The 12,154-nt window shown below is 47.4% G+C and carries 12 protein-coding genes; 10 read left to right on the forward strand and 2 right to left on the reverse strand.

Translation table 11 applies throughout. The annotated features are described in order from the left end of the window. The first annotated feature begins 315 nt into the window (after positions 1-315). The 6 genes from ACFQ2O_RS15725 (at position 316) to ACFQ2O_RS15750 (ending at position 5,423) form a co-directional block, all read left to right on the forward strand. Positions 316-969: a Crp/Fnr family transcriptional regulator gene (locus ACFQ2O_RS15725; RefSeq protein WP_377529704.1), complete on the forward strand. Its 654-nt coding sequence runs from the start codon at positions 316-318 to the stop codon at positions 967-969. 146 nt (positions 970-1,115) lie between these two features. Continuing rightward, entirely contained in the window at positions 1,116-2,465 is a 1,350-nt protein-coding gene (locus tag ACFQ2O_RS15730) for an MBL fold metallo-hydrolase (protein WP_377529707.1), read from the forward strand. 44 nt (positions 2,466-2,509) lie between these two features. Then, positions 2,510-3,085 (forward strand): YeeE/YedE family protein, encoded by a 576-nt coding sequence (locus tag ACFQ2O_RS15735; protein WP_377529710.1) that lies wholly within the window; start codon positions 2,510-2,512, stop codon positions 3,083-3,085. A 13-nt stretch (positions 3,086-3,098) separates the two neighbouring features. Then, positions 3,099-3,512 carry a DUF6691 family protein gene (locus tag ACFQ2O_RS15740; protein WP_377529714.1) on the forward strand — a complete coding sequence of 138 codons (414 nt, stop codon included), beginning with the start codon at positions 3,099-3,101 and terminating at the stop codon, positions 3,510-3,512. A 174-nt stretch (positions 3,513-3,686) separates the two neighbouring features. Continuing rightward, positions 3,687-4,481: a sulfite exporter TauE/SafE family protein gene (locus ACFQ2O_RS15745; RefSeq protein ID WP_377529718.1), complete on the forward strand. Its 795-nt coding sequence runs from the start codon at positions 3,687-3,689 to the stop codon at positions 4,479-4,481. Positions 4,482-4,793: 312 nt separating this feature from the next. Beyond that, the gene (locus ACFQ2O_RS15750; protein ID WP_377529722.1) at positions 4,794-5,423 is read left to right on the forward strand and encodes a TlpA family protein disulfide reductase; all 630 of its coding nucleotides are present in this window, start codon (positions 4,794-4,796) and stop codon (positions 5,421-5,423) included. 5 nt (positions 5,424-5,428) lie between these two features. On the opposite strand, the gene ACFQ2O_RS15755 is transcribed toward ACFQ2O_RS15750, so the two are convergent. Next, entirely contained in the window at positions 5,429-6,973 is a 1,545-nt protein-coding gene (locus ACFQ2O_RS15755) for a hypothetical protein (RefSeq protein ID WP_377529726.1), read from the reverse strand. Positions 6,974-7,140: 167 nt separating this feature from the next. Here ACFQ2O_RS15755 and ACFQ2O_RS15760 point away from each other — a divergent pair, with 167 nt between their 5' ends. Genes ACFQ2O_RS15760 through leuB form a run of 4 tightly spaced genes read left to right on the forward strand, consistent with a single transcriptional unit; the run spans position 7,141 to position 11,414 of the window. After that, on the forward strand, positions 7,141-8,307 hold the full coding sequence (locus ACFQ2O_RS15760; protein ID WP_377529729.1) for a 2-isopropylmalate synthase: 1,167 nt from the start codon (positions 7,141-7,143) through the stop codon (positions 8,305-8,307). A 1-nt stretch (position 8,308) separates the two neighbouring features. Further along, on the forward strand, positions 8,309-9,703 hold the full coding sequence (leuC, locus tag ACFQ2O_RS15765; RefSeq protein WP_377529732.1) for a 3-isopropylmalate dehydratase large subunit: 1,395 nt from the start codon (positions 8,309-8,311) through the stop codon (positions 9,701-9,703). Then, positions 9,703-10,299: a 3-isopropylmalate dehydratase small subunit gene (gene leuD, locus ACFQ2O_RS15770; RefSeq protein WP_377529737.1), complete on the forward strand. Its 597-nt coding sequence runs from the start codon at positions 9,703-9,705 to the stop codon at positions 10,297-10,299. Before leuC ends, leuD begins: the two co-directional genes overlap by 1 nt. Continuing rightward, a complete protein-coding gene (gene leuB / locus ACFQ2O_RS15775; RefSeq protein WP_377529740.1) occupies positions 10,287-11,414 on the forward strand; it encodes a 3-isopropylmalate dehydrogenase in 1,128 nt (375 codons plus the stop codon). The genes leuD and leuB overlap by 13 nt, the downstream gene beginning before the upstream one ends. Before the next feature lie 549 nt (positions 11,415-11,963). Here leuB and ACFQ2O_RS15780 read toward each other — a convergent pair. After that, positions 11,964-12,154, reverse strand: a 191-nt coding sequence (locus ACFQ2O_RS15780; protein WP_377529743.1) for a hypothetical protein, incomplete at its 5' end; no start/stop codon positions are given.

Here is a 12,154-nt window from a genome sequence, read left to right on the forward strand (position 1 = left end):
GGTTAAATCGCTTGGGTAAGTCATAAGTCTGTAAACTTTTATTACCCAACAACCGACACCTGCTTTTTTACTCAACTAAATCAAAACAGCCTCTTAGAGCTAGTAATTATGATTTTCAATTTGGCGCAGCACTAAACTATAGGTGTGTATGCTTTTATTGCTTGCAGCCCTTTACAAAATGCTTTACTTTTAATGTAAGAGCTTGTTTATATTTCGTTTTTGCAGCGCAGAGGATGAATTTTAAAGATGCTCTAAGCTGTATTTACTGACCTACGGCTGCTATAGCTAAGGTCTTAACCTGATAACCCGCTGCACATGAGCATAAGGCCCGCCTTTATATCTGATCCACAGCTTCTGGATGAGCTGGAGCAACATGGTAAAGTCCAGCTTTTTGAACCTGGTCAGTCGTTGATAGAGCCGGGACAGCACATAAAAATCGTCCCTATCATACTGCAAGGATCGGTTAAGGTAATGCGTACCGATGGAGAAGGACATGACTTGCTGCTATACTATATAGAGGGTGGCGAAACCTGCGCCGTGTCCTTAACCTGCTGTAGCACCTCCAGCCCCAGCGAGATCAAAGCAGTGGCGGAGGAACGCACGCAGGTGCTGGCTGTGCCTGTGCGCAAGCATGAGGAGTGGATGAACACCTTTAGGCAATGGAAAGACTTTGTGGCTCAAACATATCAGAAGCGCTTTCAGGAACTGTTGCATGCCATCGATGATGTGGCCTTTAAGAAAATGGATGAGCGACTGTTAAAATACCTCGTTCTGAAATCCAAGCAGCTAAAGACGCTTGAACTAAGTATAACCCACCAGGAAATCGCCAGCGAACTTGGCACCTCACGAGAAGTTATCTCAAGACTTCTCAAACAATTAGAGAACCGTAAGCTGGTGGAACTGGAACGCAACCGAATACTTGTGCGGCACAACCTGGAGTCGTTTCTGGAGCAGTTTGCTTCTAGTTAGTGATGAGCTTAGTTCCCTTTTTCGTATATACTTTCAACTGACTATGCATTGGTAGTATAGGTCTTGTGTGATATCAGTCACAGACTTTAACTATCAGCAGGCTTACCTTTGTATAGATAAGTGAATGCAATCTAAACGCGAAAGTTATGAAAATAGAGCAATTCGAAGACAAGGGGTTAGCACATTATTCCTACGCTATACTAAGTGAGAGCCAGCGCGAAATTGTGCTGATAGATCCCGCCCGCAACCCGCAGCCATACTACGCTTATGCAGAACAGCACCAGTCAAAAATTGTGGCTGTAATTGAGACGCACCCACATGCTGATTTTGTAAGTGCCCACCTGGAGATTCATCAAAAAACCGGCGCCACGATTTACGCCCACCCTATGGTTAGAGCAGATTACCCTCACCAGCCATTAGATGAAGGTGCAATACTGGAAGTAGGAGGCATAAAGTTAAAACCTTTGCACACACCCGGTCACTCGCCTGATGGCATTAGCATTGTGCTGGAGCATGAAGGAAAAGATAAAGCCGTATTTACAGGAGACACACTTTTTATTGGAGACGTAGGCCGCCCGGACCTGCGGGAGCATGCCGGTGCCATGACAGCCAAAAGAGAGGAACTTGCGCGCCAGCTGTTTCGCAGCACACGCGATAAACTAATGCAACTTGAGGATGAGGTATTGGTGTATCCTGCTCACGGAGCCGGTTCGCTCTGCGGCAAAGGCCTGAGTAACGCAAACAGCAGTACAATAGGAGCTGAAAAAGCCGGCAATTATGCTTTACAACCCATGAGCGAAGAAGCGTTCGTGAAGCTGATTGTAGCCGATCAACCTTTTATTCCGAAGTACTTCGGCTATAATGTCTCGCTGAACAAAGCAGGAGCGCCTGCCTACCTGCCTTCACTAGAAGGTGTGAAAAGACTGGGAAAAATCGCAGAGGTGAAGGGCAGTGCTGTAATTGTGGATGCAAGGCCACAGGCGCAGTTTAAGCAGGGGCATCTTAACGGAGCGATAAACATCCAGAATGGTGGCAAGTTTGAAACCTGGCTTGGCAGTATAGTGCATCCTGATGAACAATTTTACCTGTTGGCGGAGTCAGAAGAGGCGCTGGAGGAGCTTATCAGCAAATCCGCAAAAATAGGTTATGAGCAGCTTATTATTGGAGCATTAGTATACAACCAGCAGGGTGGTGAGCAGAGTGCTGCGTTTGATGCAGCTGCTTTCAAAGCAAATAAAGCAGCTTATACCCTTATAGATATCCGTAACGGCAGTGAAACAAAAGCCGGAACCTTTTTCGATGGAGCCATTACTATACCCTTGCCCGAACTGCGTGAGCGCGCTGGCGAAATACCTACGGATAAGCCTGTAGTAGTGCATTGTGCCGGTGGCTACCGCTCTGCCGCCGGAAGTAGTATATTGGCAAGTGTGCTTCCAGTAAAAGTGCTGGATATGGGGGAGGCAATAAACCATTTAAAGGAAAATCAGCAAGTATAAATCAGCTCTTATAGAGGGCGCAGTCACAAAGTATAAAATAGTAAATGGAACAATTAGTAGATTGGTTAAGCCAGCCTTGGCCCTGGTACGTAGCAGGCCCAATGATTACGCTGGTAATGGTGCTGCTGCTGCTGACAGGCAAGAGCTTCGGGGTGTCCGATACCCTCAGAACCACGTGTGCTATGGGTGGTGCGGGCAAAGTGAGTGATTTCTTCAACTTTGATTGGAAGAAGCAGGTATGGAACCTGGTGTTTGTACTTGGTGCTGTAGTAGGAGGTTTTATTGCCGCTACCTGGCTGCAGCAGCCAAACCCCATTCCGCTGGCGCAGGACACGGTGCAGGAGCTACAGCGTTTAGGCATCAGTAATCCGGGCGCAAGTTACCTGCCAGAGGATATCTTCAGCTGGGAATCACTTTTCACGCTGAGAGGCTTTATATTATTAGTAGTAGGTGGTTTTTTAGTTGGCTTCGGTACACGCTATGCTGGAGGCTGTACATCGGGGCATGCCATCAGCGGACTTAGCAACTTACAGCTTCCGTCGCTTATAGCAGTAGTCGGTTTTTTCATCGGGGGCCTTCTGATGACGCACCTGCTGCTGCCATTTATCCTTACCCTTTAATTTCAAGCTGCAAATGAAGTTTTTAAGCTATTTATCAATCGGGACACTTTTTGGCATTGTCATGACCAAATCACAGGCCATCTCCTGGTACCGCATTTATGAGATGTTCCGCTTTGATTCATTTCATATGTATGGCATTATTGGGTCGGCAGTTATACTTGGTGTTATCAGTGTGGCTCTTATCAAGCAGTTCCAGCTGAAATCAACGGAGGGGACGCCAATCACCTTTACGCCAAAGAACAGAAGCGTTGCGCGTTACCTGATCGGGGGTATTATTTTCGGGCTTGGATGGGCCATGACGGGAGCCTGTCCCGGCCCCTTGTACACGATTGTGGGCAATGGCTATGGTGTATTTCTGGTAGTGTTGTTAAGCGCTTTGGTAGGCACGTTTACATATGGCGTACTAAGAAAAAGGCTTCCTCATTAGCGGAAGCCTTTTTCTTAGTACGCTTGCAAAGCAGAAAGAAAGCGGCAGTTTACTCAAAAAAGTACGTCAGGAAATGATACTTTTGGTGATTAGTTGATAAAGTCTATGTGCCTTTTGTCACTGACCTGAGCCCTTAGGACGGTTACCTTTGCACCAGAATCTAATCAAGACGCTATGGAAATACTAGGCTATGTGGCGGCACTTTTTATCGGTCTTTCACTGGGCCTTACAGGAAGTGGCGGCTCTATTTTAACTGTCCCCATTCTGGTTTACCTGATCGGCCTTAACCCCGTGATGGCAACAGCTTACTCTTTGTTTGTGGTGGGGCTTACCAGCCTGGTTGGCAGTTTTAAGTTTTACCGCAAAAAGCTGGTTAATTTCAAAACAGCACTGGTGTTTGGCATTCCCTCACTGCTTACCGTGCTCCTGACGCGTACTTTCATTATTCCGGCTATTCCTGCTCATATACTCTCTGTTGGCGGCTTTACCTTAACCAAGGATGTGCTGCTGCTGCTGCTTTTTGCAGTGCTCATGGTGGCTGCCTCATTCAGCATGATTCGGAAGCGGAAAGGTAAAACAGGAGAGGGGGCAGACCCTGGCATCCGGTTTTGGGCAGTGCTGGGGCAAGGCATCCTGGTGGGGCTGGTTTCAGGTTTAGTGGGTGCAGGAGGAGGCTTTCTGATTATACCTGCACTGGTGCTTTTTACCGGCTTGGATATGAAAAAGGCCGTTGGTACTTCCCTCTTTATTATAGCAGCCAACTCGCTTTTTGGTTTTCTGGGAGATGTTTTTCATTATGATATTGACTGGCTTTTCCTGCTGGCATTTTCGACATTATCAATAGTCGGTATTTTTATAGGCACTGCTCTGGCGGCTAAAGTAGACGGGCAAAGCCTGAAGCGCGGATTTGGGTGGTTTATACTTGCCATGGGCCTATACATCCTGCTGAAAGAAATCTTCTTGAGCTAAAGGCAGATGTTTGTCTCGTTTAATTGCTGCCTGGTGGACCTTGGTAATGGGTGTATTTATTTCTATTAACTGGAACGGTCTTACTGCCCCTTGCCTCAGATAGATTGGAGCGAGAGCAAGTATAAATTTTTATCAACAGCGCGTTGTGAGGCAGGTAACTAGTATATCGTCAATTGGCGGATGCAAATATAATTAGCTAAGAATCAAATAAATCCTGTTTGTAAGCCGCTTTCAGCACTAGTCCAGTAACTAAGGTTATCTAAGAATGTATTTCTGAGGAGTTCACAAGTAACTAAACAAGAAATTTAAAACATGAACAAATTTAAACTTGCGCTAAAGAAAATACCTGGCTGGGCTATAACCCTGCTTCTTGTGGGTATATTATATACCACTGGTCTGCATACAGAGGCTATTGGGCAGGTGCAGCGGCTACTGTTGGCAACTGGCCTCAAAAAGGCCGACGTACCCGAAACTTCTAGTGCTACGATAGCAGAGGAAAACCCTACAGCAGGGGCAGCAGAAATGGTGGGTTCCGGTTTCAAAATCACCAGCATGGACGGAGAAACCATTGATTTTGGAAGCCTGAAAGGAAAGGTCGTGTTTATGAATATCTGGGCTACCTGGTGCCCTCCCTGTATTGCCGAAATGCCCAACATACAACACCTGTACGATCAGGTAAGCTCTGATAAAATTGCCTTCGTCATGCTGTCAGTGGATGAGGGAGGCAAGGAGAAAGTGCAGAAGTTCATCCGCAGGAAAGGCTATACTTTTCCGGTTTACATGCCTGCCAATCAGTTGCCGCAGGAGTTTTACGCTAATGCTATTCCCACAACTTTTATCATCTCGCCTGAAGGAAAAATAGTAGCAAAGCAGGAAGGCATGGCCGAGTATGATACGCCAGAAGTACGGGAGTATTTATCGAAATTAGCAGAGACTGATTAACGGCCCTATTTCATCAACTTGAATTTTCGCTTCATAATCTCCTGAACGGGCACATTTTCTATCTTGCTTTCCAGCCAAGAAATAATATCCAGGTAAAGGAATGGCCGGCGCTCAAATGGGTTTTCTGCTATAACAATTAACTTTTCTTTTAACCCGTTAAAAGCGTCCTTGAGTTGTAGTGGAGTGATATTGCCCAGGTTGCGCAGGAACCGGAATATCTCTACCTGCATTTGATGCTGGTCGTTCATCTTGCCCAGGAAGCGGTACACAGACCTGATCTGATGCTCCAGTTCATAGTCGTCGCCAGCCTCATAGTAGGCAATCAGGCGCAGAATACGGGCAAAGCACTGGATGTCTTCCCGCAGGTTCGTGTCTTTGTAATTAATGATCTTGTTCAGGTACTTTATACTTGTCTGGTTATCTCCGCTGCCAAAGTATAAACTTGCAATTTTAAAGTAGAAAATAAGCATGCGGTGCGGGTCCATCTGTAGCTGGAAATGCTTTAGCTTCTTGAGCAGCTCTGGCACCATACTTACGCCCTCCGTAAAATTGCCACTCATAAAATAGGCATTCAACCGATTGGTGTAGATGTACAGAAACAACAGCATTTCTGTGTTTGCATTTGTGCGTCTGTTCTCATCATCGGCATACGCTTCCATGTCCTGCAGCACCTGCTCAAACTTAGAGTAATACTGCAGGTTAAAAAGTGCCGCCAGTAAGTTGTGCAGGCCTTTTAGGTACATAGTCTCCTGCGTAGACTTCATCTCTGCATGCGTCTCAAACAGATCAACCCACTTTTGCGCATAGCGGTAACACGACCTGAAATCCTGAATAATGGAGTAGAACCATACATGGGACTGATAGAAGTATATTTTTTCAGTAAAGCTCAAGGTGGTTTCATTTACCGCAGGTAAGCTTTCCTTGAAAAAGCTGCTGACGGATGCATAATCCTCCTGGTTTCTGACATACCCCATTTTCAGGTATAACCCATAAAGGCGCAGGGCTACATTCGATAAATCGTGCAGGTGAGAGACCTGAACAGAAAGGGCAGTAGCTTCGCTTGAGAGCGTATCAGCCCTGCCACTCAGGCTCCTGGTGATGTACTGCGACTCAATCTGCTTTTCAAAATCTATGGCTGTGAGGGCTATGTGCTGTAGCTCTGCCTGCAAGGCAGATGCCTTTATCTTATCCAACACTTTCAGGCACTGCTGGTAAAGCCCTTTATTATAAAGTACGCGCGCATGCCCCAACTGCTCCTGCAGCTGAATATCTACGTTTTGACTAGTATGGTAGAGGCGCAGGCTGGAGAGAAGCTGCTTGTAGAGGTTAGCCTTAAGGTTTGGCAGCTGTATCTTCTTTATACTTGGCACCTGCTTCAGAATCTTCTCATCATCATAGACAGCCAAGCTATCCAGGGCATCAAAAAGCTGCAAAAACTTGAGCCCATCACTAGCGCCCTGCCTGTTGGCAAACAAACGGAAATGCCTTTTTTCTGACTTGGTTAAAGATTTAACCAACTGAAATACGGAGTCTATGTGCTGGGTAGGCATTGTAGTTTAAGGTTGTGTAATTGTTTGTTTATTAGGTGTTTAAAACAAAAATATTTAACTGTAGAAGTAGTAGGCCTACATCAAATTTGTTTCCTGAAGCAGTGAATTTAGGCGGATATTAAACTCCAATTAAAACATTATTTTTTGTTTTTAAGACTAAATAAAGGATGCCGACTCAGAAAATACAAATATTTGATACCACGCTTCGGGACGGAGAGCAGGTACCTGGCTGCAAGTTAAACACCCACGAAAAACTGGTTATTGCCAAGCAACTGGAGCAGCTAGGTGTGGATGTGATAGAGGCTGGTTTCCCTATCTCCAGCCCCGGCGACTTTGATGCAGTAAGAGCCATTGCTGCGCAGACAAAAGAAGCTACTGTCTGCGGTTTATCACGAGCCGTAGAGCATGATATCATCACAGCTGCAGAGGCGCTTAAAGGAGCAAAACGACCACGCATACATACCGGCATCGGCACTTCAGACCTGCATGTAAAGTATAAACTGCGCACCACCCGTGAGGAGGTAATAGCCCGCGCTGTGCAAGCCGTGAAACTAGCCAAAAGCTTTGTAGAAGATGTAGAATTCTATGCCGAAGATGCTGGTCGAACCGACAATGTTTTTCTGGCGAAAGTATGTGAAGAAGCTATTAAGGCAGGAGCTACTGTGCTCAATATTCCGGACACAACCGGCTACTGCCTGCCGGAAGAGTATGGCGCAAAGATTAAATTCCTCTATGAGAATGTAAAAGGCATTGATAAGGTATGTCTTTCCACCCATTGCCACAACGACTTAGGTATGGCTACAGCCAACTCTATTGCCGGGGTCATGAATGGTGCCCGCCAGATTGAGTGCACTATAAACGGGGTAGGGGAGCGTGCAGGCAATACAGCCCTGGAGGAAGTTGTAATGATCCTTCGCCAGCACCCATACCTGAACCTGGTAACTGGCATCAACACGAAACTACTTACTGAGACCTCAACACTGGTATCGCACATGATGCGCATGCCGGTGCAGCCAAACAAGGCTATCGTTGGCGCAAACGCTTTCTCGCACTCCAGCGGCATTCATCAGGACGGCGTTATCAAACACCGCGAAACATATGAAATCATAGACCCGCGCGAGGTGGGTATTGATAGTTCTTCTATCGTGCTCACAGCACGTTCAGGCAGAGCCGCCCTGGCGTATCGCCTGCAGAAACTGGGCTACAATTTCGATAAAGATACGCTGGATAAAGCCTATTCCTCTTTTCTGCATGTGGCTGATGTGAAGAAAGAAGTAGTGGACGAAGACCTGCATGAGTTAGTAGAAGAACAAAATTTAGTGGTAGCAAGCTAGTATGGGAAAGACCTTAGTAGATAAAATATGGGACGCGCACGTGGTGCGGTCCATCCCCGGGGGACAGGATGTGTTCTACATCGACAAGCACTTGATACATGAAGTGACGAGTCCGCAGGCTTTCGAGGAGTTAGAAACCCGCGGCCTGCCCTTGTATAGGAGAGATCAGATTGTAGCCACCGCCGATCATAACGTGCCTACCAGAAACCAGCATCTCCCTATACAAGACCCCCTGTCACGCTCGCAGGTAGACAAGCTAACAGAAAACTGCACCAGGTTCGGCGTAGAGCTTTTTGGACTTGGCCACCGGAACCAGGGCATTGTGCACGTGATAGGACCGGAGTTGGGTATTACGCAACCGGGCATGACAATTGTCTGCGGCGATAGCCATACTTCCACACACGGTGCTTTCGGGGCTCTTGCCTTCGGTATTGGCACCAGCCAGGTGGCGCAGGTAATGGCCTCACAATGCCTGTTGCTGAGCCGCCCTAAAAAAATGAGGATAACCATTGATGGTGAATTGCATGCAGGGGTAACGGCAAAAGATCTGATCCTATACGTGATTGCTGCTTTGGGTACTGGCGGAGCCACGGGATATTTTGTGGAGTATGCAGGCAGTGCCATCCGTTCGCTAAGTATGGAGGGCCGTATGACGGTGTGTAACATGAGCATCGAAATGGGTGCACGTGGCGGATTGATCTCTCCTGATGAAACTACCTTCAGCTACCTGGAAGGCCGGCCGCATGCACCGCACGGGCAGCGCTGGGAGGATGCAATAGCTTACTGGAGCACACTTTACTCTGATGCAGATGCCAAATTTGATGTAGAGTATAAATTTAAGGCTAGTGCCATCACCCCTATGATCACTTATGGCACCAATCCAGGTATGGGCATTGCCCTAAATGGCATGATTCCTTCTACGGTAGGTGCCGGCGAGCTAGTTAGCTTTGAAAAATCCTTAACCTATATGGGCTTTCAGCCGGGCGAGTCGCTGCTGGGTAAACGGGTGGATTATGTCTTTATCGGCAGCTGCACCAACTCCCGTATCGAGGATTTACGGCTGGTGGCTAAGTATGTGAAGGGCAAGAAAAAATCCCCACACGTGGAGGCTATCATCGTGCCTGGTTCTAAGCAGGTGGAGGCACAGGCAAAGGCGGAAGGGCTGGATATTATACTGGCTGATGCTGGGTTTGAGCTACGTGAGCCTGGCTGTAGCGCCTGCCTCGCCATGAACGAAGATAAGGTGCCGGTAAGAGCTTACTGCGTTTCTACATCAAACCGCAATTTTGAAGGCCGCCAGGGGCCGGGCTCCAGAACGTTGCTGGCTAGCCCGCTAGTGGCCGCCATCACTGCAGTAGAAGGAAAGCTAGTGGACGTAACCCAATACATCAACTAATGGAAAAGTTTGAAATACTCCGATCAACAGCCGTTCCGCTTGCGATCGAGAACATAGATACCGACCAGATTATACCGGCAAGATTCCTCAAAGCCACTTCCAGAGATGGCTTCGGAAAGAACCTGTTCTGCGACTGGCGCTACGATGGGGAAGGTAAGCCTAAACCTGACTTTGTGCTGAACAACTCGCTTTATCAGGGGCAGATATTGGTGGCTGGAAAGAACTTTGGCTGCGGCTCCAGCCGCGAACATGCTGCCTGGGCCATTACAGATGCCGGTTTTAAGGTAGTTATATCCAGCTATTTCGCCGATATCTTCCGGGGCAATGCCCTGAACAATGGTCTGTTGCCGCTGCAGGTATCGGATGAGGTGCTGGAGAGGCTTTTTAAGTTGATTGAGAAAGACCCACAGGCAGAATTTGTAGTAAACCTTCCTTTGCAGCAGCTACAGGTGCCGATGTGGGAAGAGAAAGTGTCTTTTGAAATTGATACTTACAAAAAAGAATGTATGCTACATGGCTATGACGATATTGATTTTCTGGTGAGCCAGAAAGTAGCGATTGAAAACTATGAAAAGAACAGAGTATGGATGTATTAAATAAAACAATAGCCGTGTTACCCGGTGATGGCATTGGGCCGGAAGTTTGCAGAGAAGCCGTGAGAGTATTGGAGGCCGTCGGAGAGAAGTTCGGGCATCACTTTACTTTTGAAACACACCTGATGGGAGCCTGTGCCATAGACGCTACAGGCGAACCCTTGCCAACAGAAACGCTTGAAGCCTGTTTCGAAGCTGATGCCATACTGCTGGGTGCTATAGGCGATCCGAAGTATGATAACAACCCTGCTGCCAAAGTAAGGCCAGAGCAGGGCCTGCTGAAACTCAGAAAATCGCTGGGCTTGTTTGCCAACGTAAGGCCGGTAACTGCCTATGATGTACTGCTGCCTCATTCTCCTTTAAAAAACGACCGTATTGCCGGAGCCGACATGCTTTTCTTCAGAGAGTTGACAGGAGGCATATATTTTGGAGAGAAAGGTCGCGATGAAAACACTGCCTTTGATAACTGCACTTACAGCAGGTATGAGATAGCGCGCATTGCACATCTTGCTTTTCAGGCGGCGCAGAACAGGCGCAAAAAGCTAACGCTGGTAGACAAAGCCAACGTGCTTGAAACGTCGCGCTTGTGGCGTGAAGTGGTGCAGGAAATTTCTCTGGAATATGCTGATGTAGCGGTAGATTACCTTTTTGTTGATAATGCTGCTATGCAGCTTATACTTAACCCAAGGCAGTTTGATGTCGTGCTGACGGAGAACATGTTTGGCGATATACTTTCGGATGAGGCCTCTGTTATTGCTGGTTCACTTGGTATGCTGCCTTCTGCTTCGGTTGGGGAGCGTGTGGCTTTGTTTGAGCCCATTCATGGGTCTTATCCGCAAGCCAAAGGTAAAAACATTGCCAACCCTATTGCCGCCATACTTTCGGCAGCTATGATGCTGGAGCACTTCGAGCTGTATCAGGAGGCAGAGTTAATGAAACAAGCAGTACAAGAGGCACTGGACAAGAAAATCCTGACACCAGATCTTGCCGCGTCTGGTGTTGCTTATGGCACCGAGCAGGTGGGCACTTTTATTGCCTATTGTGTGCTGGATGGTGCCGTAGATGTCGCGCTGCCGCATAAAGTTAATATGGAAGTAGGTTTGAGCACGATCATCTAGCCAGAAAAATTAAGGGGAGCATGATTATGCGTGAAGAGAAAGCCCTGCAAGTAGCAGAGCTTTCTCTTTTTAAGGAAGTATGCTCTGGCGCAAGCGTCCGCTTGTGCCTCAGACTGCCTCTGCTAAGTATAGTTTATACTTTCATAGCCTCCCGCTGGCGCTAGCTTGCAGCTAGTGCGTATAATGGTGTAGAGCTTCCAGCTCTACTGGCTCGTAGAGCCACATCTGTACAGCTCTGGCCTTAATCCATTGCCTTTGCCTCTGCTTCCTTCAACCTAGCTAAACTTTCTAGCTTCCGCTCATCCTCCAGCTCCCAAACACCTATCGTTTCACCTTAGGATTTGGAGCGCTCAAGCCCGCGAGGGCTCGTCCTGGGGCATCGCGCTGTGTAGCCTTCCTGCCTAACGGCTGCCGCTTGCGCGGCACCGGAATGCTACAAGGCGCTCAACCCCAGGACTGGAGTAGCTTCAAGTAGCCCAAGCAGTCGGAATTTTTGTAAAACTCTAAGTTCTGTTTTGTAAGGACAGGTCGCGACCTGTTCGCGCCTTATCACCTGCTGTTCAACTTATACTTATACTTCCTTTCGGTTTTCCTCCTGAAAGGATCTTGTTGATAGAAGGCCCCTTCCCTCCGCAAGTTTTTACAACTTGCGGAGGGAAGGGGCTCTATTTTTACAAAGCTTCTTTCAGAATGAGAGGTATTTATTAAACTTAATGTTAATTCTGTTCCTATACTTACAC

The sequence above is a fragment of the Pontibacter rugosus genome (assembly GCF_042678745.1).
In the GTDB taxonomy this organism is placed as follows: domain Bacteria; phylum Bacteroidota; class Bacteroidia; order Cytophagales; family Hymenobacteraceae; genus Pontibacter; species Pontibacter rugosus.